This is a genomic window from Paraburkholderia madseniana (genome assembly GCF_009690905.1).
GTDB classification, from domain to species: Bacteria; Pseudomonadota; Gammaproteobacteria; order Burkholderiales; family Burkholderiaceae; genus Paraburkholderia; species Paraburkholderia madseniana.
Map to the genome: position 1 here is coordinate 67,228 of NZ_VOSW01000027.1, position 23,511 is coordinate 90,738.

The 23,511-nt window shown below is 61.8% G+C and carries 26 protein-coding genes; 24 read left to right on the forward strand and 2 right to left on the reverse strand.

The window, feature by feature from the left end; all coding sequences use genetic code 11:
- Both FSO04_RS16195 and FSO04_RS16200 read left to right on the forward strand, forming a co-directional pair.
- Positions 1 to 393, forward strand: coding sequence for a Rieske (2Fe-2S) protein (locus FSO04_RS16195; protein WP_154560670.1), 393 nt, complete (start codon positions 1 to 3; stop codon positions 391 to 393).
- A gap of 33 nt (positions 394 to 426) precedes the next feature.
- Positions 427 to 1,431, forward strand: a complete 1,005-nt coding sequence (locus tag FSO04_RS16200; protein ID WP_154560641.1) for a S49 family peptidase — start codon at positions 427 to 429, stop codon at positions 1,429 to 1,431.
- Positions 1,432 to 1,548: 117 nt separating this feature from the next.
- Here FSO04_RS16200 and FSO04_RS16205 read toward each other — a convergent pair whose 3' ends face one another.
- The gene (locus tag FSO04_RS16205) at positions 1,549 to 2,268 is read right to left on the reverse strand and encodes an SAM-dependent methyltransferase (protein ID WP_154560642.1); all 720 of its coding nucleotides are present in this window, start codon (positions 2,266 to 2,268) and stop codon (positions 1,549 to 1,551) included.
- Positions 2,265 to 2,882: a Maf-like protein gene (locus tag FSO04_RS16210; protein WP_154560643.1), complete on the reverse strand. Its 618-nt coding sequence runs from the start codon at positions 2,880 to 2,882 to the stop codon at positions 2,265 to 2,267. Before FSO04_RS16210 ends, FSO04_RS16205 begins: the two co-directional genes overlap by 4 nt.
- Positions 2,883 to 3,138: 256 nt before the next feature.
- Here FSO04_RS16210 and FSO04_RS16215 point away from each other — a divergent pair, with 256 nt between their 5' ends.
- The 22 genes from FSO04_RS16215 (at position 3,139) to nagZ (ending at position 23,510) form a co-directional block, all read left to right on the forward strand.
- Positions 3,139 to 3,783, forward strand: coding sequence for a DUF177 domain-containing protein (locus tag FSO04_RS16215; protein ID WP_154560644.1), 645 nt, complete (start codon positions 3,139 to 3,141; stop codon positions 3,781 to 3,783).
- A 101-nt stretch (positions 3,784 to 3,884) separates the two neighbouring features.
- Positions 3,885 to 4,064 carry a 50S ribosomal protein L32 gene (gene rpmF, locus FSO04_RS16220; protein ID WP_006051932.1) on the forward strand — a complete coding sequence of 60 codons (180 nt, stop codon included), beginning with the start codon at positions 3,885 to 3,887 and terminating at the stop codon, positions 4,062 to 4,064.
- A 172-nt stretch (positions 4,065 to 4,236) separates the two neighbouring features.
- Positions 4,237 to 5,343 (forward strand): phosphate acyltransferase PlsX, encoded by a 1,107-nt coding sequence (gene plsX, locus FSO04_RS16225; protein ID WP_097390021.1) that lies wholly within the window; start codon positions 4,237 to 4,239, stop codon positions 5,341 to 5,343.
- Positions 5,343 to 6,332 (forward strand): beta-ketoacyl-ACP synthase III, encoded by a 990-nt coding sequence (locus FSO04_RS16230; protein WP_154560645.1) that lies wholly within the window; start codon positions 5,343 to 5,345, stop codon positions 6,330 to 6,332. The genes plsX and FSO04_RS16230 overlap by 1 nt, the downstream gene beginning before the upstream one ends.
- Positions 6,333 to 6,443: 111 nt before the next feature.
- Positions 6,444 to 7,379: an ACP S-malonyltransferase gene (gene fabD, locus FSO04_RS16235; protein ID WP_154560646.1), complete on the forward strand. Its 936-nt coding sequence runs from the start codon at positions 6,444 to 6,446 to the stop codon at positions 7,377 to 7,379.
- An 84-nt stretch (positions 7,380 to 7,463) separates the two neighbouring features.
- The gene (gene fabG, locus FSO04_RS16240) at positions 7,464 to 8,213 is read left to right on the forward strand and encodes a 3-oxoacyl-ACP reductase FabG (RefSeq protein ID WP_154560647.1); all 750 of its coding nucleotides are present in this window, start codon (positions 7,464 to 7,466) and stop codon (positions 8,211 to 8,213) included.
- Positions 8,214 to 8,364: 151 nt separating this feature from the next.
- Entirely contained in the window at positions 8,365 to 8,604 is a 240-nt protein-coding gene (gene acpP / locus FSO04_RS16245; protein WP_004197638.1) for an acyl carrier protein, read from the forward strand.
- Between the two features lie 329 nt (positions 8,605 to 8,933).
- Positions 8,934 to 10,172, forward strand: coding sequence for a beta-ketoacyl-ACP synthase II (gene fabF, locus FSO04_RS16250; RefSeq protein WP_093640472.1), 1,239 nt, complete (start codon positions 8,934 to 8,936; stop codon positions 10,170 to 10,172).
- 15 nt (positions 10,173 to 10,187) lie between these two features.
- On the forward strand, positions 10,188 to 10,673 hold the full coding sequence (locus tag FSO04_RS16255; protein WP_414693432.1) for a hypothetical protein: 486 nt from the start codon (positions 10,188 to 10,190) through the stop codon (positions 10,671 to 10,673).
- Between the two features lie 100 nt (positions 10,674 to 10,773).
- Positions 10,774 to 11,373 (forward strand): RNA polymerase sigma factor RpoE, encoded by a 600-nt coding sequence (gene rpoE / locus FSO04_RS16260; RefSeq protein WP_006051939.1) that lies wholly within the window; start codon positions 10,774 to 10,776, stop codon positions 11,371 to 11,373.
- Positions 11,374 to 11,455: 82 nt separating this feature from the next.
- On the forward strand, positions 11,456 to 12,082 hold the full coding sequence (locus tag FSO04_RS16265) for a sigma-E factor negative regulatory protein (protein WP_154560648.1): 627 nt from the start codon (positions 11,456 to 11,458) through the stop codon (positions 12,080 to 12,082).
- Between the two features lie 4 nt (positions 12,083 to 12,086).
- Positions 12,087 to 13,130, forward strand: coding sequence for a MucB/RseB C-terminal domain-containing protein (locus tag FSO04_RS16270; protein WP_154560649.1), 1,044 nt, complete (start codon positions 12,087 to 12,089; stop codon positions 13,128 to 13,130).
- A 37-nt stretch (positions 13,131 to 13,167) separates the two neighbouring features.
- Positions 13,168 to 14,682 carry a DegQ family serine endoprotease gene (locus FSO04_RS16275; protein WP_154560650.1) on the forward strand — a complete coding sequence of 505 codons (1,515 nt, stop codon included), beginning with the start codon at positions 13,168 to 13,170 and terminating at the stop codon, positions 14,680 to 14,682.
- The gene (locus tag FSO04_RS16280) at positions 14,679 to 14,954 is read left to right on the forward strand and encodes a glutaredoxin family protein (RefSeq protein WP_154560651.1); all 276 of its coding nucleotides are present in this window, start codon (positions 14,679 to 14,681) and stop codon (positions 14,952 to 14,954) included. The genes FSO04_RS16275 and FSO04_RS16280 overlap by 4 nt, the downstream gene beginning before the upstream one ends.
- A gap of 193 nt (positions 14,955 to 15,147) precedes the next feature.
- Entirely contained in the window at positions 15,148 to 16,941 is a 1,794-nt protein-coding gene (gene lepA / locus FSO04_RS16285) for a translation elongation factor 4 (protein ID WP_154560652.1), read from the forward strand.
- Between the two features lie 18 nt (positions 16,942 to 16,959).
- Positions 16,960 to 17,853 (forward strand): signal peptidase I, encoded by an 894-nt coding sequence (lepB, locus tag FSO04_RS16290; RefSeq protein WP_154560653.1) that lies wholly within the window; start codon positions 16,960 to 16,962, stop codon positions 17,851 to 17,853.
- Between the two features lie 175 nt (positions 17,854 to 18,028).
- Positions 18,029 to 19,318, forward strand: a complete 1,290-nt coding sequence (rnc, locus tag FSO04_RS16295; RefSeq protein WP_154560654.1) for a ribonuclease III — start codon at positions 18,029 to 18,031, stop codon at positions 19,316 to 19,318.
- Between the two features lie 55 nt (positions 19,319 to 19,373).
- Positions 19,374 to 20,273 (forward strand): GTPase Era, encoded by a 900-nt coding sequence (gene era / locus FSO04_RS16300; protein ID WP_154560655.1) that lies wholly within the window; start codon positions 19,374 to 19,376, stop codon positions 20,271 to 20,273.
- Entirely contained in the window at positions 20,260 to 21,192 is a 933-nt protein-coding gene (gene recO, locus FSO04_RS16305; RefSeq protein WP_154560656.1) for a DNA repair protein RecO, read from the forward strand. The genes era and recO overlap by 14 nt, the downstream gene beginning before the upstream one ends.
- Positions 21,189 to 21,953: a pyridoxine 5'-phosphate synthase gene (pdxJ, locus tag FSO04_RS16310; RefSeq protein WP_154560657.1), complete on the forward strand. Its 765-nt coding sequence runs from the start codon at positions 21,189 to 21,191 to the stop codon at positions 21,951 to 21,953. The genes recO and pdxJ overlap by 4 nt, the downstream gene beginning before the upstream one ends.
- Before the next feature lie 16 nt (positions 21,954 to 21,969).
- Positions 21,970 to 22,413: a holo-ACP synthase gene (gene acpS, locus FSO04_RS16315; protein ID WP_154560658.1), complete on the forward strand. Its 444-nt coding sequence runs from the start codon at positions 21,970 to 21,972 to the stop codon at positions 22,411 to 22,413.
- Between the two features lie 68 nt (positions 22,414 to 22,481).
- Positions 22,482 to 23,510, forward strand: a complete 1,029-nt coding sequence (gene nagZ / locus FSO04_RS16320; RefSeq protein WP_154560659.1) for a beta-N-acetylhexosaminidase — start codon at positions 22,482 to 22,484, stop codon at positions 23,508 to 23,510.
- Position 23,511 lies beyond the last annotated feature (1 nt).

The following is a 23,511-nucleotide window of genomic DNA, read 5'->3' on the forward strand; positions in this document are numbered from 1 at the left end:
ATGACCGAGACGGCGACGGAAGCGGTTCGCATTTGCGCGTCCGAAGAACTGGTCGATGGCGGCGCCGGCGTGCGGCGCGCGGCCAGGCTCGGCGGTGGCGACGTCGTGATATTTTTTGTTCGCTATGATGGCCGTGCATACGGCTATTTGAATCGCTGCGCGCACGTGCCGATGGAACTCGACTGGGCCGAAGGGCAGTTCTTCGAATCGTCCGGTTTATACTTGATGTGCGCCACACATGGCGCGATTTACGCGCCAGATACGGGCAAATGCGTCGGCGGCCCGTGCCGAGGCGGCCGGTTGCGTCCCGTCCAGGTTGACGAGCGGGACACACCTGAAGGCCGTGCCGTGTTCTGGCTGCCGGACGGTGAACTGCGTCCGGCCACGCCCTGATTTTTCTCCTCTTCGACCTTTCCACTGCACCGCATGTCCGACAATTTGACTCCCGAACCGAAGGAACCGTCCCTGACAGGCCGTCCCCGCACGCCTGCCGATGAGCCGGGGTGGGAGCGCGCCGCGCTCGAGCGCATCGCGCTTGCGGCAATCACCGAGCAGCGCGCGGCACGCCGCTGGAAGATTTTCTTCCGATTTGTGTTCCTGATCGTCCTGCTGCTGGCGGTATGGGGCGCGTTCGAATTCTCGGGCGACAAGGTGACGGCCACAGGCCGGCATACGGCCATGATCACGCTTGACGGCGAAATCTCTGCTGATACGAACGCGAACGCGGAAGATGTCAACACTGCGCTTGAAAGTGCGTTCGGCGACGCCGGTACGGCAGGCGTGATCCTGCGCTGTAACAGCCCGGGCGGCAGCCCGGTGCAGGCCGGCATTATCTACAACGAGATCCGCCGGCTACGCGCCAAGTATCCGTCGATCCCGTTGTATGTCGTGGTCGGCGACATGTGCGCGTCGGGTGGCTATTACGCGGCCGCGGCGGCGGACAAGATTTACGTGGACAAGGCGAGCATCGTTGGTTCGATTGGCGTGCTGATGGATAGCTTCGGCTTCACGGGCTTGATGGATAAGCTGGGGATCCAGCGCCGCCTGCACACTTCGGGTGAGAACAAGGGCTTTTTCGACCCGTTCTCGCCGGAAACCCCGAAGATGGACGAACATGCGCAGGACATGCTCGATCAGATCCACGCGCAGTTCATCGACGCCGTGCGTGAAGGTCGCGGCAAGCGCCTGCACGAAACGCCGGACATGTTCTCGGGCCTTTTCTGGACGGGGCAGAAGAGCGTCGAACTGGGGCTTGCAGATGGTTTCGGCGACGCGGACTACGTCGCGCGCGACCTTTTCAAGGCGCCGGATATCGTCGACTACACGGTCAAGGAGAGCATTACGGACCGCGTAGCGCGCAAGTTCGGTGCGGCAGTCGGCAGTGGCGCCGTTCATGCGATGGCGCTTGGCGGGAAGATGAATTTGCGGTGATCTAATGCGGAAAAAGCCCCGTGCGGTTGAGTGTCGACCGCGCGGGGCTTTTTTGTTTTTGCCGCTAGTTAAACCGCGACCGATCGGCAAGCTGATCTGCTTGAGCCGCAGCAGCGGTCAGACGGCGAGGATCAGGAAAATTGCCGGCCGCTTGTGGAGATCGAGAGCCGGTTTCTTTTTCCAGTCGGCCACAGTGCGGCTGGCGATGGTTTCCGTTTCCAGCGTCAGATCGACGGCGACGCAGACCAACGTGGACGGCGCGCACGTCGCCAGCAACGTGTCGAGCAGTGGCTTATTCCGATAGGGCGTCTCGATAAAGATCTGCGTTTGTTTGGCTTTGCGCGACTGCTGTTCCAGGTCGCGCAAGCGCTTGGCCCGTTCGGTGGCGTCGACCGGCAGATAGCCGTGGAACGCAAAACTCTGGCCATTCAGACCGGAAGCCATCAACGCCAGCAGAATCGAACTCGGTCCGACAAACGGCACGACCTTCACGCCGCGCTCATGCGCACGGCGCACCAGCAGGGCGCCCGGATCGGCGACCGCCGGACAGCCGGCTTCGGACACGAGACCCGCATCCGTCCCCGCAAGCAAAGGCGCGAGCAGTTTGTCGATCTCGCCGGCCGGCGTGTTGACGTTCAGTTCGCGAATCTCGATTTCCTGGATCGGCTTTTCGGTGCCGACTTTTTTCAGGAAGGCGCGAGTGGTTTTCGCGTTTTCGCCGATGTAATAGCTGAGCGACGCCGCGCGGGCGCGCACCGGCGCGGGCAGGACGGCGTCGAGCGCGTCGGCATCGCCTTCGCCTAGTGTGTTCGGGATCAGATATAAGGTGCCGCTCATTGCGCCCCCAGGAGTGGATAGCCCACTGCGAGCAGCATGCGCGACAGTGCGATCAGCGGCAGTCCGACCAGTGCGGTCGGGTCGTCCGAGTGAATTGCTTCGAGCACGGCGATGCCGAGGCCCTCGGATTTGGCGCTGCCCGCCACGTCGTAGGGCGTTTCGGCACGCAGATAGGCGTCCAGCGCGGCGTCCGGCAGGTCGCGGAATTGCACGCGAGTGATGACGTCGACGGCTTGTGCCGCCCCCGAACGGCTGTCGAACAGGCACAGCGCACTATGAAACAGCACTTCGCGGCCGCGCATTGCCTGCAGTTGGGCGAGTGCCTTGTCGTGCGTGCCGGGCTTGCCGATCTGCAGGCCGTCGTAGGTGGCGACCTGATCCGAGCCGATGACGAGTGCGGCTTCACCGGCGCCGAGGTTGTTTGCCACCGCACGGGCTTTTGCCTCGGCGAGGCGCAGGGCCGTCACTTCGGGCGTTTCGCCGGTGAGCGGCGTTTCGTCGATCGCCGGCACGACGACTTCGAACGGAATCCGCAGGCGCTCAAGCAGCTCGCGGCGATAGGGTGAACTCGACGCCAGGATCAGGCGTGGCGGGCGATTGAGGGAATCTGGCATGTGCAACCAACGGCTAGAGAGGCGGGTCGTACGGGGTTGTGCGGGTAGCGCACGTGTACGGGCTTAAGTGTTTGACTCGAAAAGACAAAACGGATATGATTTCGGGCTTTTCATCGGTATGCTATTGCACAGGCGGGCCGCTGCTTAGGTAACGCGCTTGGGCATACTGAGCAACGCCGGGCAGCGCATGAGTTCCGCGGACTGCTTTGCAAACCGATTTACCCCCGGCGAAATCCTTGCCGACGCAGGAGCGCACATGACTCAACATCCTGGCAACCCTGCTGGTCTGTCCGACCCGCACGATATCGATCTGTTCGAATTTGCGCGGAGTGGGCGTCAGGCCGCGGGTGTCGTGCGCGTCTCGCAACTGCCGCGCATGTTAAACGAAGTCCCGGTTGAAGCGCCAGACCGCGATACCGCGTTCACCTGGCAAGCCGAAGGGGCGACGCAGCCGGAATTGCAGGACGACGGCACCGAGGGTCCGCAGCCTTATCTGAGGCTGGCGATTCACGGTGCTGCATGGCTCGAATGTCAGCGGTGCATGACACCGTATCTGCAGGCGTTCAATGTCGATGCAACTTACCGGATCGTCAGCACTGAGGCGGAAGCCGAAGAGTTTCCGCTCGATGAGGATGAAGTCGAAGTGATCGTGGGCTCGCGCCAGTTCGATCTCATCGACTTGATCGAAGAAGAGTTGCTGCTTTCCTTGCCGCTCGTGCCCAAGCACGAGGTGTGTCCCGAAGTGCACGAGAGCCTCGTCTCTGGTGTGGCTGGAGCAGAAGGCGAGGGCGACGAGGCTGCGCCGGACGAAGCTGGTGAGGGCGGTGAGCCCGAACGGCCTAATCCGTTTGCGGCGCTCGAAAGTCTCAAGCGCGGTGAGCCGGGCGACAAGAAGCACTGAACAGTTGCATGGGAGCGCGAAGCGGGCGCATTGGCCATTCGGTCAATGGCGGACACCGGGTCGGGCTGTGTTAGAATTCGAAAAATTTTTAGGAGTTAGTCATGGCAGTTCAACAAAATAAGAAGTCGCCGTCGAAGCGCGGCATGCACCGTTCGCACGATTTCCTGACGGCAGCGCCGCTGGCCGTGGAACCGAGCACGGGCGAAGTGCATCTGCGTCACCACGTTAGCCCGAACGGCTACTATCGCGGCAAGAAAGTCGTCAAGACGAAGAACGACTAATCGTTTCACTGCGTTGCGCCCCTTGGCGTTTCGCGTGGCGATCGGCTCGCTTGACATTTTCCCGGCTCGGCAAAAAGGCGGCATTCATCTGCCGCTTTTTTGTGTCGATCGCAGTTGGCGCTGTAGCGCTTACTGTGGTCCCATGCAGGGCGCCTGAAATTCGTCGCACTCCATGACAGTAAAGCTCACGATAGATTGCATGGGAGGCGACCACGGCCCGTCCGTGACCGTTCCCGCAGCCGTCAACTTCGTTCGTTCGCATCCCGATGCTGAGCTGCTGCTCGTCGGCATTGAAAGTGCGATTCGTGCGCAGCTAAAGAAGTTGAAGGCTCAAGACCTGCCGGCGCTGACCGTCGTACCTGCTTCCGAAATCGTCGCCATGGACGATCCGGTCGAAGTCGCGCTGCGCAAGAAAAAAGACTCATCCATGCGCGTAGCGCTGAATCGCGTCAAGGAAGGCGAGGCGCAAGCCTGCATTTCCGCCGGCAATACCGGCGCGCTGATGGCGGTCTCGCGCTATGTGCTGAAAACGCTGTCGGGCATCGAGCGCCCGGCCATTGCGTCAGCACTGCCCAATCCCAATGGCTACACGATGATGCTCGACCTGGGCGCCAACGTCGATTGCGAGCCGCAGCATCTGCTGCAGTTCGCGGAGATGGGGCACGCGCTCGTGTCCGCGCTCGAAGGCAAGGAGCGGCCCACCATCGGCCTGCTCAACATCGGCGAAGAAGTCATCAAGGGCAACGACACCATCAAACGTGCCGGCGAACTGCTGCGCGCGAGTACACTTAACTTTCACGGTAACGTTGAAGGCAACGACATCTTCAAGGGCACGGTCGACGTGATCGTCTGCGACGGTTTTGTCGGCAATGTCGCGCTGAAGACGTCGGAAGGCCTCGCGCAGATGCTCTCCAACATCATCAAGGAAGAGTTCGGCCGCTCGTGGCTCACCAAGGTGATGGCGGTGCTCGCCTTGCCGGTATTGATGCGTTTCAAGAAACGCGTCGATCATCGGCAATACAACGGCGCCGCGTTGCTGGGCCTGCGTGGGCTGGTGATCAAAAGCCACGGTTCGGCGGATGCCTACGCGTTTGAGTGGGCTATCAAACGCGGGTATGATGCCGTCAAAAACGGCGTGCTGGAACGCCTTGCGCGAGCAATGGAAGAGAATGCAGGTTCTCTCGAACAGGCAGCGCGCGATGCAAGCGGTGCGGGTCACGCAAGCCCGATCGCAGGCCAGCCAGCCGAGCCCTACGCTGCGCAATCCTCGAAGGCATAATGGCTCAATCGACAATTTATTCCCGCGTGCTGGGCACCGGCAGCTACCTGCCGCCCGGGCGCGTCACCAATCAGGATCTGGCCGAACGTCTCGCCAAGCAAGGTGTCGAGACGAGCGACGAGTGGATCGTTGCCCGCACGGGCATCCATGCACGCCACTTCGCCGAACCCGATGTCACCACCAGCGATCTGGCGCTCTTCGCCTCGCAGCGCGCGATCGAAGCGGCCGATATCGATCCGCAATCCATCGATCTGATCATCGTTGCAACCTCCACGCCTGACTTCGTGTTTCCGAGTACGGCGTGCCTGTTGCAGAACAAGCTCGGCATCAAGAACCACGGCGCGGCATTCGACGTGCAGGCCGTTTGTTCCGGCTTTGCTTACGCGGTGGCAATGGCGGATAGCCTGATTCGCGGCGGCCAGCATCGCACGGCGCTCGTAATCGGCGCGGAAACCTTCTCGCGCATTCTCGATTTCAAGGATCGCACCACCTGCGTGCTGTTCGGTGACGGCGCCGGCGCGGTGATCCTGCAGGCGTCCGAAGAACCGGGCGTGCTGGCGAGCGCTTTGCATGCCGACGGCAGCCATTCGAACATTCTCTGCACGCCGGGCAATGTGAACGGCGGCGTGATCGAGGGCAGCGCGTTCCTGCATATGGACGGCCAGGCTGTGTTCAAGCTCGCGGTCAATGTGCTCGAAAAGGTTGCAGTCGAGGCACTCGCAAAAGCGAATCTGTCGGCCGAGCAGATCGACTGGCTGATTCCGCATCAGGCCAATATCCGCATCATGCAAAGCACCTGCCGCAAGCTTGGCTTGCCGCAGGAACGCATGGTCGTCACGGTGGGCGAGCACGGCAATACGTCGGCTGCGTCCATTCCGCTCGCATTCGACGTCGCGGTGCGCGACGGCCGCATCAAGCGCGGCCAGAACGTGCTGATCGAAGGCGTTGGCGGCGGCTTCACCTGGGGCGCGTCGGTTATCCGCTACTGATAGCGGCGACGTTATGGCGAGCGCTCCTTGCGGCGCTCGGCTACGCTTGAGCGCGCTTGCCATCAACCGGGCGCGCCACCCACATCTGACAACACCGATTTTGGGGACGATATGAAATTTGCGTTCGTTTTTCCTGGGCAAGGTTCGCAGTCGGTCGGCATGCTCAACGCATTCGCTGATCACGCGGTCGTGCGTGAGACGGTTCAGGAAGCGTCCGACGCGCTCAATCAGGACCTCGGCAAGCTGATCGCCGAAGGCCCCGCCGAAGATCTGAACCTCACCACCAATACCCAGCCGGTCATGCTGACCGCCGCGTACGCGATTTATCGCGCGTGGCAGCAGGCGGGCGGCCCGAAGCCGGCTATCGTCGCCGGCCATAGCCTCGGCGAATACACCGCGCTGGTCGCGGCGGGCGCGATCGCGTTTCGCGATGCTGTGCCGCTCGTGCGGTTTCGCGCGCAGGCTATGCAAACGGCCGTGCCGGTCGGCGTTGGCGGCATGGCCGCGATTCTCGGCCTCGATGACGACACAGTCCGCGCGGTTTGCACCGAAGCGTCGGTCGCGGGTGTCGTCGAAGCAGTGAATTTCAACGCGCCGGCGCAAGTCGTGATCGCCGGTCACAAGGCCGCTGTCGAAAAGGCCTGCGAAGTCGCGAAGGCGAAGGGCGCAAAGCGCGCGTTGCCGCTGCCGGTGTCTGCGCCGTTCCACTCGTCGCTGCTCAAGCCCGCGTCGGATCAATTGCGCGAGTATCTGGCCAGCGTCGACGTGCAGGTGCCGTCGATTCCGGTGATCAACAATGTCGACGTCGCCGTAGTCAACGAGCCGGCAAAGATCAAGGACGCACTGGTGCGTCAGGCAGCAGGCCCGGTGCGTTGGGTCGAAAGCGTGCAGGCAATGGCGGCGCAAGGCGTCACGCATGTGATCGAATGCGGCCCCGGCAAGGTCCTCGCGGGCTTGACGAAGCGTATCGACGGCAATCTGGTCGGCGCCTCGGTGTTCGACCCGGCTTCGCTCGAAGAAACGCTCAAGCTGGTGACGGCAGGCTGAACGCCGCTTCATAGGGCGCAAGCAAGGCGCCAGGCTCGACATCAAGAATCAATCAGCCCTCCGAAAGGGCATCCGGACTGACAGATGGAAAAGACTCTCGACAAGCAGATCGCAATCGTGACGGGCGCGTCGCGCGGCATTGGCCGTGCAATCGCGATGGAACTGGCGCGCCAGGGCGCGACAGTGATCGGCACGGCAACCAGCGAAAGCGGCGCGGCAGCGATCAGCGAAGCCTTTAACGCGGCTGGCTTGAGCGGCCGCGGCGCGGTGCTCAACGTGAACGACGCCGCCGCAGCCGAAGCGCTGATCGACGGCACCGTGAAGGAATTCGGCGCGCTGCACGTGCTGGTGAACAACGCCGGCATCACGCAGGATCAGCTCGCCATGCGCATGAAGGACGACGACTGGGATGCGGTGATCGACACCAATCTCAAGTCGGTCTTCCGCCTGTCGCGCGCAGTGCTGCGTCCGATGATGAAGGCCAAGGGCGGCCGCATCATCAACATCACGTCGGTGGTCGGCTCGGCAGGCAACCCCGGGCAGGTCAACTATGCAGCCGCGAAAGCGGGCGTAGCAGGCATGACGCGCGCACTGGCACGCGAGATCGGCAGCCGCGGCATCACGGTGAATTGCGTCGCGCCGGGCTTCATTGACACCGACATGACCAAGACCCTGCCGGAAGAGCAGCAAACCGCGCTGAAGACGCAGATTCCGCTCGGCCGCCTTGGCAGCCCGGACGATATCGCGCATGCCGTGGCGTTCCTCGCGTCGCCGCAAGCGGGCTATATCACCGGCACGACATTGCATGTGAACGGCGGAATGTACATGTCGTAACCAAATTCGGTTACTATCCGCGCCTTGATGCGTTTGCAAAAGCGTAAGGCGCATGCCTTGACAGGAACCCGATGCGCCGCTTTTTTGCCGGGTCAAACCTGATAAAATGCGCGCACCTGTATTTTTGAACTTCTTTTCCCTTGGAGGGGTAATGGACAATATCGAACAGCGCGTCAAGAAGATCGTCGCAGAACAACTGGGCGTTGCAGAAGCTGAGATCAAGAACGAAGCTTCGTTCGTGAACGACCTCGGTGCCGACTCGCTCGACACCGTTGAACTCGTGATGGCCCTCGAAGACGAATTCGGCATGGAAATTCCGGATGAAGAAGCCGAGAAGATCACTACCGTTCAGCAAGCGATCGACTACGCTCGCGCGAACGTCAAGGCCTAAAGTCATCCGCGCCTGCGTTCCTGCGTTGGCGGCGTATGACGCCCTGCCGTGTCGGTTTCCGACGCCAGCAGGGCTGGCGCTTTTTGCCGTGCAGGAGGCAGCGATGTTGACAGCGCAACTTTTCGCGCGATTGCCGACTTTCAAGAAAACGCCGGGCCGCCCTGCGTTTTCCGCCCCGAAGGAAGTCCCCTTGGGGGATTGCCCCCCTCGGGGGCACCTGGTGCGAAGCGCCAGGGGTAGGGGCGGCTAACAGCCACAGGGCACACAGGGCAGGTTCCTGTGGCCGCTGTGGCTTTTGTGCTTTTGTCATCTATGAAAAAGGGGTTACCGTGAGCCGCCGTCGTGTTGTTGTTACAGGCCTGGGGCTGATTTCGCCTGTTGGCAATAATGTTGCCGACGGCTGGGCCAATCTGGTCGCCGGCAAGTCGGGTATTGCCAATATCACGAAGTTCGATGCGTCGAACTTTTCGACTCGTTTCGCCGGCGAGGTGAAGGGCTTCAATATCGAGGACTACATCCCCGGTAAGGAAGCGCGCCACATGGATACGTTCATCCATTACGGCGTCGCGGCCGGCATCCAGGCGATGCAGGACAGCGGCCTCGAAGTCACCGACGAGAATTCGGAGCGCATCGGCGTGGTGGTCGGTTCGGGCATCGGCGGCCTGCCGATGATCGAAGCGACGCAAACCGAGCTGCTCAATCGCGGCCCGCGCCGTATTTCGCCGTTCTTTGTGCCGGCATCGATCATCAACATGATCTCCGGCCACCTGTCGATCAAGTTCGGCATCAAGGGTCCGAATCTCGCCATCGTTACCGCGTGTACGACGGGTCTGCACTGTATCGGCGAGGCTTCGCGCCTGATCGAATACGGCGACGCCGACGTGATGATCGCAGGCGGTGCCGAATCGACAGTGTCGCCGCTCGGCGTCGGCGGTTTTGCGGCGGCGCGGGCGCTGTCGCAGCGCAACGACGATCCGGCAACGGCGAGCCGTCCGTGGGACAAGGATCGCGACGGTTTCGTGCTGGGCGAAGGCGCTGGCGTGATGGTGCTCGAAGAGTACGAACACGCGAAGGCGCGCGGCGCGAAGATTTACGCCGAAATCAGCGGCTACGGGATGAGCGGCGACGCCTATCACATGACCGCTCCGCTGGAAGATGGTGACGGTGCGCGCCGCTGCATGCTGGCCGCCTTGAAGAACGCGGGCATCAATTCGGATCAGGTGAATTACCTGAACGCGCACGGCACGTCCACGCCGCTGGGCGACCTGGCTGAAACCACCGGCATCAAACGCGCTTTCGGCGACCACGCAAAAGACATGGTCGTGAATTCGACCAAGTCGATGACCGGTCACCTGTTGGGCGGCGCCGGCGGTCTGGAATCCGTGTTCACCGTGCTTGCCGTGCATCATCAGGTGTCGCCGCCGACGATCAACATCTTCAATCAGGATCCGGCCTGCGATCTCGATTACTGCGCCAACACTGCGCGGGAGATGAAGATCGACGTTGCGCTGAAGAACTCGTTCGGGTTCGGCGGCACAAACGGCACGCTGGTCTTCAAGCGCGCCTGATCGCCCGATCGTTTGGTGACACACCAGTCGAAAACGCCGGCTTGCCCGGCGGTTTCCCTCGAATCGGCAACGCCCGACGGAGCGCCGCAGCGGATTACGTTGCGGCGCTCCGTTGCCATGTGCGCCGCTTTGGGGGTGTTCGTCCTGATGGCGACTGGCGCTGTCTATACCTGCTTCGCGTCGCATCTGGGCGCCTGGCAGGCGGTTCCCTTGACGCTTGCCGTGTGGACGCTGCTGACGCTCTGTGCGGTAAAACATGAGCATGCGCAGCCGGTCGCGCTGAAAATCGGCCCGGACGGATTGTCCGCCTGGAACCGGGCCGGCAATTTGCTGGCGCAAGGCCGCATTGCCGGCTGTGCGCAATGGAGCGGTCGCCCGCTCGTTTTGGCGCTGGCGCCGGATCATGGACGCTCCCGCACGCTGCTTCTTGCTGCTGACGCGCTTCCTGCGTCCGTTTTCCGGGAGCTGGCCGTGCTGGGCCGGCGTGGCGCCGGTGCGTGACTGTAACGACTGTAACCGTGTTACCGGAGTAACGTGCCGCGATGATGGGGACGCTACAATGGTCCCCCGCCATGCGCCCTATAGTTAACGGATTTATCAGGTGAGCGAAAAAGAAATTGATCAGGTGCTGGTCGAGCGCGTCCAGAAGGGCGACAAGGCCGCGTTCGAGCTTCTGGTCTCCAAATACCACCGCAAGATTCTCCGGCTGATCTCCCGTCTCGTGCGGGACCCGGCCGAAGTGGAAGACGTCGCTCAGGACGCCTTTATCAAGGCGTACCGGGCGTTGCCGCAATTTCGCGGCGAATCGGCCTTTTATACGTGGTTGTACCGGATTGCGGTCAATACGGCAAAGAACTACCTTGCGACCCAAGGGCGGCGCGCACCGACTTCGACCGAAGCAGATGCTGAAGAAGCTGAAACTTTCTCGGACGCCGACCAACTAAGGGATATCAACACGCCTGAGTCGATGTTGATGAGCAAGCAGATCGCTGAGACGGTCAATGCTGCGATGGCGGTTTTACCGGAAGAGTTGCGTACCGCCATTACTCTTCGTGAAATTGAAGGTTTGAGTTACGAGGAAATCGCTGAGATGATGGGTTGCCCAATTGGCACAGTCAGATCACGAATTTTCCGCGCTCGCGAAGCCATTGCGGCAAAATTGCGTCCGTTGCTTGACACACCTGAAGGCAAGCGCTGGTAAACACCAGCCCGCCGGACGGGGCGCGGGTGCAATATCTGGATTAGTGGTGTCACTACGGGGTATTTGTAAGATGGGGAGCATCATGGGGTCGGTCTCGATGCAATCGCAAGCCAGCTCGCGCGGCGAGCGTCTGTCCGCTTTTGTCGACGGTGAGCTGTTCGGCGAAGAGCATCTGAACACGTTTGTTTCCGAACTGGACGGCGAAGATCGTGCCGCCTGGTCGTGCTATCACCTGATCGGCGACGCTCTGCGTTCCGACGATCTGGCGGTCAGCCCGGCGGCGAGCAGCGCGTTCCTGAACGGTTTTGCGGCGCGTTTCGACAATGAGCCGCACGTGCTCGCGCCTGCCGCAATGCCGGTCGCGCGCCGTTTGTTGGCGCTGCGCCGCCGCGTTGTGCCGGCCTTTGCTGTCGCCGCCGCCGCTGCCACGCTGACGTGGATCGTCGTGCCGCAACTGCAAGGCGTGCCGGGCGGCCCGGGTGTGGCGCAAGTCGCGTCGACCCAGTCGCATGGCGATTCGCTGCAACGGGTGGCCATGGCATCGGTGCCGGCCGCTACGCTCCAGCCGGTCGCGCAAGACGCCAACATCATTCGCGACGCCAGTCTCGACCAGTACCTGGAAGCTCACCAGCAATTCGCGCAACAACCGGTCATACCGGGCTCGATGCCGCTGATTCGCGCTGCCGCCGTTTCTACGCAAGGCCAATAGTTTGATGCAGACTCCGCGGTTGAATAAAACGACTATCTGGGGGCGGCTGCCGGTATTTCTGTTCTGCGCAGCCGTATTGTTGTCCGCCACGCCGCAGGTCTTTGCGCAAACCGACGATCCACTCGTCGCCCGTCGCACGGCCGCGGAGCTGCTCGATCGAATCCATCAGGCCGCCCAGCAGCAGAACTACGAGGGCGCGTTCGTCTATCAGCGCGGTAATTTCGTTCAGACGTCGCGGATCGCGCACTACGCGACCCGTACTGACGGCGAATTCGAGCAACTCGAAAGTCTCGACGGCAAGCCGCGCAAAATGCTTCGCCACAACGAAGATCTCTACACGTTCGTGCCTGAGCGGCATCTGTGCGTGGTCGAGAAGCGCCAGAACAAAGATTCGTTTCCTGCGCTGCTGGCTGTAAGCGGCGAGCAGGTGCTGTCTGTGTACGAGCCGAAGCTGCTCGGCGACGACCGCGTCGCGGGTATCGACAGCCAGGTGATCGAGCTCGACCCGAAAGACGCGTATCGCTTTGCCTACAAGCTGTGGGCCGATAAGAAGACTGGCCTGCTGCTGCGTGCGCAGACGCTTGACCCGAATGGCCAGGTGCTTGAGCAGTTGTCGTTTTCGCAGATTCGCATCGGCGTGCCGGTCGACAAGACCGCTATCGTCAACGGCATTCGTAATACAACAGGTTGGACGGTAGTGCGTCCGCCGGTCGAGCCGGTCGATATGGCTGCGCAAGGCTGGCAGATCGCACCGACGGTACCGGGCTTCCGCAAGATTCGCGAGCTTCGCCGCCCCATGGCCGCGCGTGACGCGGGCCAGCCCACCATTCCGGTTGATCAGGCTGTATTCTCCGATGGCCTTGCGGCCATTTCGGTATTCGTCGAGCCGGTCGAGAACAATACCCGCAAGGAAGGCGCGGGCAGTAGCGGCGCCACGCACGTACTGGTCAAGCGGCGCGGCGACTTCTGGATTACTCTGCTTGGTGAAGTGCCCCAGACCACATTGCAGCAATTTGCGTCTGCCATAGAATATAAAGCTCCGAAGTAATCCTCCGAATCACTCGAATCCCTCGGCTTGCTACGATATGACGACTTTCTCGGTGCGCAAATTCCTCGCGGCCGCGGTGGTAGCGGCGTGTTTGCCGCTCGTGCCGCACACGGCATCGGCCGCTCCCGCAGCCAATCTGCCCGACTTCACTGACCTCGTCGACAAGGTCGGCCCGGCAGTCGTCAATATTCGCACGACCACGCGCGTGTCGAGCAGCGGTGCCCGCGGCGGCTTGCCGCCAGGCATGGACGACGGAGACATGTCGGAGTTTTTCCGGCGCTTCTTCGGCATTCCGTTGCCGCAGTCGCCGCAATCGCCTGGTTCGCCACGCGGTGGCGATAACGGTGGGAGCGGCAGTGGCGGCAACCAGGACTCGCCGGATAACAGCGATCCCGAACAGAACAGCGGCGTCGGCTCAGGCTTCATTCTGTCGGCGGACGGCTACGTGATGACCAACGCACACGTCGTGGACGACGCGGACACCATTTACGTCACCCTCACCGACAAACGCGAGTTCAAGGCCAAACTCATTGGCGTGGACGATCGGACCGATGTTGCCGTCGTGAAGATCAGTGCGGCCAACTTGCCGACCATCACGATTGGTGACTCGAACAAGGTGCGGGTGGGCGAGTGGGTGGTCGCGATCGGTTCGCCGTTCGGTCTCGAGAACACGGTGACGGCCGGTATCGTTAGCGCCAAGGGGCGCGATACGGGCGATTATCTGCCGTTCATCCAGACCGACGTGGCCGTCAATCCAGGTAATTCGGGCGGTCCGCTGATCAATATGCAGGGCGAAGTGATCGGTATCAATTCGCAGATTTACAGCCGTACCGGCGGCTTCATGGGCATCTCGTTCGCGATTCCGATCGACGAGGCCATGCGCGTGGCCGATCAGTTGAAGGCATCGGGCAAGGTCGTGCGCGGCCGGATCGCGGTGGCGATCGGTGAAGTGACGAAAGATGTTGCCGATTCGCTCGGTCTGCCGAAGGCGCAGGGCGCGCTGGTCAGCAGCGTCGAACCGGGTGGCCCGGCAGACAAAGCCGGCGTGCAGCCGGGTGACATCATCCTGAAGTTCAATGGCCATTCGGTGGACACGGCAACGGACTTGCCGCGTATGGTTGGCGATACGAAGCCGGGCACCAAGTCGACCATCACGATCTGGCGCAAGGGTCAGACGCGCGATCTGCCGGTCACGATTACCGAGATGCAGCCGGACAAGGCCACCAAGGCGGATGATAAAAAGCCGCCGGTGCCGAAGCAGCGCGCCACGAACGTGTTGGGTCTTGCCGTTAGCGATATCCCTGCCGACCAGATGAAGGCGCTGAAGCTGCACAACGGTGTGCAGATCGACGCGGTAGACGGACCGGCCGTGCGCGTTGGATTGCAAAAGGGCGACATCGTCCTGCGTGTGGGTGATACGGATATCACGAGCGCGAAGCAGTTCGACGAGCTGACCGCGCACCTCGACTCGCAGAAGATGGTTGCGTTGCTGGTCCGTCGCGGCGAGAACACGCAGTTCGTGCCGATTCGCCCGCGCAGCGCGCAGAAATGAAGTCAACGGCGCCGCTCACGCTCTACGGGCGCGCGTGGTGCCACTTATGCGACGACATGCGCGCCGCGCTGGAGCCGTTGCTCGCCGAATTCGCTGCGCATGTCGTCGTGATCGACGTCGACACGGATTCTTTGCTGGAAGCCCGTTATAACGAGCTGGTTCCGGTTCTGGTCTGTGACGGCGTCGAACTGTGTCACTATCACCTTGACGTGGCGCGGGTTCGTGCCGCGCTTGCTGCACGCGTTGCAGTGACCCATTCGGGATCCAGTTAAGGGTTCGAAACAGGCGCGAACGTGCGCTGTTCACACCCCGTTTCACGTCTCTCATGAGCCGTCTTTTCCGCCCGAGCCTTGCAAGATGCGCCGGGCGATAGCCTTTTCGGCTAAAATAGATAGGTTTTTCACCTACTTACAAGGCGTGCTCCGCTATTGTCCGAGCGCGCCTTTTTCGCTTGATCGGTACTGAATGGATCATATTCGTAACTTTTCGATCATTGCGCACATCGACCATGGCAAGTCGACGCTCGCCGATCGCATCATCCAGATCTGCGGTGGCTTGTCCGACCGCGAGATGGAATCCCAAGTGCTCGACTCGATGGATCTCGAGCGCGAGCGCGGTATCACCATCAAGGCACAAACCGCCGCACTGACGTATAAGGCCCGTGACGGGCAGATCTACAACCTGAACATGATCGACACGCCGGGCCACGTCGACTTCTCGTACGAAGTCAGTCGCTCGCTGTCCGCATGTGAAGGCGCGTTGCTGGTCGTCGACGCAAGCCAGGGCGTGGAAGCGCAAACCGTCGCCAATTGCTACACGGCGATCGAGCTTGGCGTCGACGTCATTCCGGTGCTCAACAAGATTGACCTGCCGGCCGCGAATCCCGAGAACGCGATCGAAGAAATTGAAGACGTGATCGGTATCGACGCGACCGACGCGACACGTTGCAGCGCGAAGACCGGCCTCGGCGTGGAAGATGTGCTCGAAGCGCTGGTCGCTAAAGTGCCGCCGCCCAAGGGCGATCCGGAAGCACCGCTGCAGGCGCTGATCATCGACTCGTGGTTCGACAACTACGTTGGCGTCGTGATGCTGGTGCGTATCGTCAACGGCACGCTGCGTCCGAAAGACAAGATCCGCATGATGGCGACCGGCGCGCAGTATCCGGTCGAGCATATCGGCGTGTTCACGCCGAAGTCGAAGAACCTCGAATCGCTGTCCGCGGGGCAGGTTGGCTTCATCATCGCCGGCATCAAGGAACTGGCTGCCGCGAAAGTGGGCGACACCGTCACGCTGGTGAATCGTCCTGCTGCCGAACCGCTGCCGGGCTTCAAGGAAGTGAAGCCGCAGGTGTTCGCCGGTCTCTATCCGGTCGAAGCGAACCAGTACGACGCGCTGCGCGACTCGCTGGAAAAGCTGAAGCTGAACGACGCCTCGCTGATGTACGAGCCGGAAGTGTCGCAGGCACTCGGTTTCGGTTTCCGTTGCGGCTTCCTCGGTCTGCTGCACATGGAGATCGTGCAGGAACGTCTGGAGCGCGAGTTCGACATGGACCTGATCACCACGGCGCCGACCGTGGTGTACGAAGTTCTGCAGCGCGACGGCACGATCCTCATGGTCGAAAACCCGGCCAAGATGCCGGAGCCCTCGAAGATCGAAGAGGTGCGCGAGCCGATCGTCACCGTGAACCTGTACATGCCGCAAGACTATGTCGGCGCGGTGATCACGCTGTGCACGCAAAAGCGCGGCAACCAGATCAACATGCAGTACCACGGCCGTCAGGTGCAGTTGACCTACGAAATCCCGATGGGTGAAGTCGTGCTCGATTTCTTCGATCGTCTGAAGTCGATCTCGCGCGGCTACGCATCGATGGATTACGAGTTCAAGGAATATCGCGCGGCAGACGTTGTGAAGGTCGACATGCTGATCAACGGCGACAAGGTGGATGCCTTGTCTGTGATCGTGCACCGTTCGCAGAGCCAGTATCGCGGCCGTGAAGTCGCGGCGAAAATGCGCGAACTGATTCCGCGTCAGATGTACGACGTGGCGATTCAGGCCACCATCGGTTCGAACATTATTGCGCGCGAGAACATTAAAGCCTTGCGTAAGAACGTGCTGGCAAAATGCTACGGCGGCGACATTTCCCGTAAGAAGAAACTGCTCGAGAAACAAAAGGCAGGCAAGAAGCGAATGAAGCAGGTCGGGTCCGTCGAGATTCCGCAAGAGGCTTTCCTCGCAATTCTGCGTGTCGAAGACAAATAAGACGAACAACGGAACCCTATGAATTTTGCGCTGATTCTTTTTGTGCTCGTCATTTTGACGGGCGTCGCATGGGTCGCAGACAAACTGGTTTTCATGCCGCAACGGCGGCGCGCGGCGGAGGCCGTGGTCGCTGAGTTCGACCGCCAGCAGGCGCGCGTCGGCGAGCGTTTCGCCGACGAAAACGCGGCGCAAACGCGTGCCCGTCTGCGTGACGACAAGCTGCGTCAACCGTGGTGGCTCGAGTATTCGGCGAGCTTTTTCCCGGTGATTCTGGTGGTGTTCGTGGTGCGCTCGTTCGTGGTCGAGCCGTTCAAGATTCCGTCGGGTTCGATGGTGCCGACGTTGCTGGTGGGCGACTTCATCCTCGTCAACAAATTCGACTACGGTATCCGTCTGCCAATCACCAACACGAAGGTCACCGAAGGCCGTCCGCTCGAACGCGGCGACGTGGTGGTGTTCCGCTACCCGAAAGACGAATCGGTCGACTACATCAAGCGCGTGATCGGTCTGCCGGGCGACACCGTTGCTTATCAGGACAAGCAACTGACGATCAACGGCAAGCCCGTGCCGGAAACGCCGCTGCCTGACTACCTTGACGAAGAGCGCCTCGGCTACGCGAAGCAATTCGAAGAAAATCTCGGTGGCCGCAAGAACGCGATTCTGAACAATCCGGCCGTGCCTCCGTTCATCGTCGGCGCGGAAGATTATCCGTATCGCGATAACTGCACGTACAACGCACGCGGCGTGATCTGCAAAGTGCCGCCTGGCAATTACTTCATGATGGGCGACAACCGCGATAACAGCGCGGACAGCCGTTATTGGGGTTTCGCGCCGGATAAGAATATCGTCGGCCGCGCGTTTTTCATCTGGATGAACTTCAGCGATCTGAAACGCATCGGCTCATTCCACTGAGCACGCATGCCTTGATCGCACAACACGCCGCGCGGGTGGCCCACACGTAGGTCACATCAGTCGCGGCGTGTTATCACGCTACTTTAAGAATCCGCGGTAACGTTGCTTCACCACGCTTTTTCCGCTGGCCGTCCCGCGTTTTCGCCGGGGCAGGCGCCCGCGTTATACTCTGCCCATGCCCCTATCTCCGTTGGAAAGCCGTCTGCGCTACGAATTTCGCAATGCGGAATTGTTGCGCCAGGCTTTAACGCACCGCAGTCATAGCTCCACGCACAACGAACGGCTCGAGTTTCTCGGCGATTCCGTTCTAAATTGCGCGGTGGCTGCGCTTTTGTTCCAACGTTTCGGCAAATTGGACGAAGGCGACCTGTCGCGCGTCCGTGCCAATCTGGTCAAACAGCAGTCGCTTTACGAAATCGCTCAGGCCCTCAATATCTCGGAAGGCCTGCGTCTCGGTGAGGGCGAACTGCGCAGCGGCGGCTTCCGCCGTCCGTCGATCCTGGCCGACACGCTCGAAGCCGTGCTGGGCGCGGTGTTCCTCGACGGCGGGTTCGATGCCGCCCAGACGGTCATCAAGCGCCTTTACGTGCCGATTCTCGATCACATCGACCCGCGCACGCTCGGCAAGGACGCCAAGACGCTGCTGCAGGAGTATCTGCAGGGCCACAAGATCGCGTTGCCTACTTACACGGTCGTCGCGACGCATGGTGCGGCGCACAATCAACAGTTTGAAGTCGAATGCACGGTGCCGAAGCTGGACGTCAAGGTGTCCGGCTCCGGCGCAAGCCGCCGTGCGGCCGAGCAGGCCGCGGCCAAGAAGGCGCTTGACGAAGTCATGGCCGCCGCGCCCGCCGTGGTCGCCAAGCCAAAGCGTTCAAAGGGCGCCCGTGCGGCGAAGAATGCCGAGCAGGAGATCGTGCCCGGCGTGACGGGTGTACAGGCCGCGCTCGACTTGCGCAGTCCGGATCGCAAGAGCGAACGCGGGGCTGGGCGGGGTGAAACACGCACCCCGCCAGCGACGGAGTCGGCAGCCGAACGGCCGACCCTGACGGCGACGTCCGCGCCGCTGGCTGTGATTCGCGCCGCGCACGTGGAGTACAGCGGACAGGACAAGTCGGAGCGCGCTGAGAGGTCCGACAGGTCTGCTGACAAAGTAGCGACGGATAAGCCGGCCGACAAGCTGGACGCCAAATCTGCTGAGATCAAATCGGAAGCCGCGAAGCCCGCGGACCCAAAACCGGTAGAAGCGAAGCCCGTAGACGCGAAGGCTGCTGAAGCAAAGCCCGCTGAAGCAAAGCCCGCCGAAGCCAAGCCAGAAGCCGCCGTCCGCAGCGCCGACAAACATCGCAGCCGTGAAGCCACACCCGGCGCAGCCGTGCCCGCGCCTGGCGTGCCGGCACCTATCGAACACGAACCCGGCGTAGCCGACGCGGTGCAAACCCGCGTCGCCGATGCGGGCCATTGATTGCCATCGGCGCGCCATTCCTCGCGCGTCGATCTGAACCTGCCGTAGCCCGAATATGAACGCTCCCACTCCCACTGGTTTTCGCTGCGGCATGGTCGCGATCGTCGGCCGCCCGAACGTTGGCAAGTCCACGCTGATGAATGCGCTGGTCGGCCAGAAAGTCAGTATCACGTCGCGCAAGGCGCAGACCACGCGCCACCGCATCACCGGCATTCACACGTTTGAAGACGCGCAGTACATCTTCGTCGACACGCCGGGTTTCCAGACCAAACACAGCGGCGCGCTGAACCGTTCGCTCAACCGCGCGGTCACGTCCACGCTGAGTTCGGTCGACGCGATTCTGTTCGTGATCGAAGCCGGCCGCTTCGGCCCGGACGACCAGAAGGTGCTTGACCTGATTCCGCCGTCGGTGCCCACGCTGCTGATCGCGAACAAGCTCGATCGCGTGTCGGATAAGGACTCGCTGTATCCGTTCATGCAGCAGGTGAGTGCGCTGCGTCAGTTCAACGAGATCGTGCCGCTGTCGGCGAAAAATCCGGACGACATCAAGCGTTTGCTGGCGACGATCAAGCCGTTCCTGCCCGAAGGCGCGCCGATCTACGGCGAAGACGATCTGACCGATCGTAGCGAGCGCTTTCTTGCCGCCGAAATCCTGCGCGAAAAAGTGTTCCGCTGGACCGGCGACGAACTGCCGTACACGAGCACCGTGCTGATCGACAAGTTCGAAACCGAAGGGCGTCTGCGCCGCATTTTCGCGACCATCCTCGTGGAGCGCGATACGCAAAAAGCGATGATCATCGGCCAGAAGGGCGCCAAGCTGAAGCAGATCAGCACCGAAGCGCGCCTTGACATGGAGAAACTGTTCGACGGCCCTGTGTATCTGGAAACCTTCATCAAGGTGAAGAGCGGCTGGGCCGATAACGAAGCCGGACTCCGTGCGTATGGGTACGAATGACGCGTGGATGACACTGAATTCCGACGCTGACCCGGACGACTCGGCGCCGGCCGCGCCGGCACGCGAGCCGTCCAAACCGGCTCGCAGTACCAAAAAATCCTCATCGAGTGCCAAAGGCGCTCAGGGTGCTCAAAGCGGTGCTCAAGGCGCCGAAGGCGAGCCGCGCAAAGCGCCGGCGCGCCGCGCGCCTCGCACCTCCGCGTCCGATTACCGGATCGCTGAGCAACCCGCTTTTGTCCTGCACAGCTATCCGTATCGTGAGACCAGTCTGATCATCGACGTACTGTCGCGCGATCACGGCCGTCTTGCGCTCGTCGCAAAGGGCGCGAAACGTCCGCACTCCGCTTTGCGCGGCGTGCTGCAGACGTTCCAGCCGCTCGCCTTGTCGTGGTCCGGCAAATCCGAAGTGCGCACGCTGACCGGCGCCGAATGGGTCGGCGGCATGTTGCCTTTGGCGGGCGACGCGCTGCTCTGCGGTTTCTATGTCAACGAACTGCTGGTCAAGTTCTGCGCACGCGAAGACCCGCATCCGCAACTGTTCCATCACTACGTCGTCACGATGACGCGCCTCGCGCATGACGAGCCGCCCGTGCAGGTGCTGCGTTCGTTCGAACGCGTGCTGCTGCGCGAAACCGGCTATGCGATGGCGCTCGATCGCACCGTCGCGCGCAAAGCGGTGCAGGCCGAAGGCCGCTACGTGTTCGACCCGGAGCGCGGCGTGCGCGAAGCGTCCGACGATCTACCCGCGCAATGGCCGGTGATCGCCGGACAGACCTTGCTCGATATGGAAAAGGACGATTACCATCGAGCGCAGACGGTGGCGCAAAGCAAAACGCTGATGCGCTTTCTGCTCAACACCTACCTTGGCGGCACGCCGCTCGCGACGCGCCAGATACTGATCGACTTGCAGAACTTATGAGCTTCTTTCTTACGTCGCCGAATGTGATTGACCTGGGCGTGAACATCGATCACGTCGCCACGCTGCGCAACGCGCGCGGCACGTCTTACCCCGATCCGATCCGCGCCGCGTTGATGGCCGAAGAGGCGGGCGCCGATGTGATCACGCTGCATCTGCGTGAAGACCGCCGCCATATCGTCGACGCCGACGTGCGCAAGCTGCGGCCGCTCTTGAAAACGCGCATGAATCTGGAATGCGCGGTTACGCAGGAGATGCTCGACATCGCCTGTGAAGTGCAACCGCACGATGTTTGCCTCGTGCCGGAAAAGCGTCAGGAATTGACGACTGAAGGCGGCCTCGACGTCGCCGGCCAGTTCGAAGCAGTGCGCGCCGCATGCAAGCAACTCGCCGCAGCGAACTCGCGCGTGTCGCTCTTCATCGATCCGGACGAAACGCAAATCCGCGCCGCGCACGAAGCCGGCGCACCGGTGATCGAGCTGCACACGGGTCGCTATGCCGAGGCACACGATCCCGCCGAACAGCAGCGCGAATATGAGCGCGTGGTGCGTGCCGTCGAATTCGGCGCGACGCTCGGCATCAAGGTCAATGCGGGTCACGGCCTGCACTACACCAACGTTCAGCAGATCGCCGCGATCGAAGGCATCGTCGAGCTCAATATCGGCCACGCGATCGTCGCACACGCGATCTTCGCCGGCTGGGAAAACGCCGTGCGCGAGATGAAGGCGATCATGGTCGCCGCCCGTCTCGGCGCAAGCGCTTAACGCCGCGGCGCCGAACATGACGATCTACGGCATCGGCACGGATATCGTTCAGGTCAGCCGCGTGGCCGCGGTGATGACACGCACCAACGGCCGCTTCGCCGATAAGGTGCTCGGCCCGGACGAGCTGCGCGTTTATCACGCGCGCCACGCGCGTTCGGCGGCGCGTGGGATCGCATTTCTCGCCACGCGGTTCTCGGCCAAAGAAGCATTCTCGAAAGCGATCGGCCTCGGCATGCGCTGGCCGATGACCTGGCGCGCGCTGCAAACGCTCAACAAGCCGAGCGGCGAGCCGATGGTGGTTGCATCAGGTGAGCTGGCCGAATGGCTCGACGCGCGCGGCATTACAGCACGTGTGACGGTCAGCGACGAACGCGATTACGCCGTGTCGTTCGTGATTGCCGAAACAGGGGAGGTGGCGCGAGGGCCGGACTCTCCGCACGCACCCGCCAGCGACGAATAAAAATATTCTGAACGCGGCGCACGTCGGCCGTGTCTCTCTTTGCTTCAAGCTTTTTCTAGCGGAATTCGATGAAACTCACTCCCGGACCGGTAATGCTCGACGTGGTCGGCACAACGCTGAACCACGACGACAAACGCCGCCTTGCCCATCCGATGACCGGCGGCGTGATCCTGTTCACCCGGCATTACGAGAGCCGCGCACAATTGATCGCGCTGACCGATTCGATCCGCGCGATTCGAGACGATCTGCTGATTGCCGTCGACCACGAAGGCGGCCGCGTGCAGCGCTTTCGCACCGACGGCTTCACGGTGCTGCCGGCCATGGGCAAGCTCGGCACGCTGTGGGACAGCGACGTGCTGCACGCCACGAAGGTGACGACTGCGGTCGGCTACATCCTCGCGTCTGAGTTGCGCGCGTGCGGCATCGATATGAGTTTTACGCCGGTACTCGATCTGAACTACGGTCAGTCGCAGGTGATCGGCGATCGCTCGTTCCATCGCGATCCGCGCGTCGTGACCTTGCTGGCGAAGAGCCTCAGTCACGGCCTTGCGTTGGCCGGCATGAGCAATTGCGGCAAACATTTTCCAGGACACGGCTTCGCGCACGCGGACTCGCACGTCGCGATGCCGGTCGACGAACGTTCGCTCGATGAGATCCTGCGCGAGGACGCGGCGCCGTACGACTGGCTCGATGTGTCGCTCGGGGCCGTGCTGCCCGCCCATGTGGTTTATCCGCAGGTCGACTCGAAGCCGGCGGGTTTCTCGCGTGTCTGGCTGCAGGACATCCTGCGCAAGAAATTGCGTTTCGAAGGCGCGGTCTTCAGCGACGATCTTTCGATGGAAGCCGCGCGCCAGGGAGGCACGCTGACGGAAGGCGCGGCCGCCGCGTTGCAGGCCGGCTGCGACATGGTGCTGATCTGCAATCAGCCGGACGAAGCGGAGAAGGTGCTGGACGCGCTGCACTTCACACCGTCGAAGGAGTCGCAGCAGCGGCTCAAGCGCATGCGGCCGCGCGGCAAGGCGCTCAAGTGGAGCAAGCTGGTCGCCGAGCCACAGTATCTGCAAGCGCAAACTTTATTGCGCAGTGCATTTGCGTGAG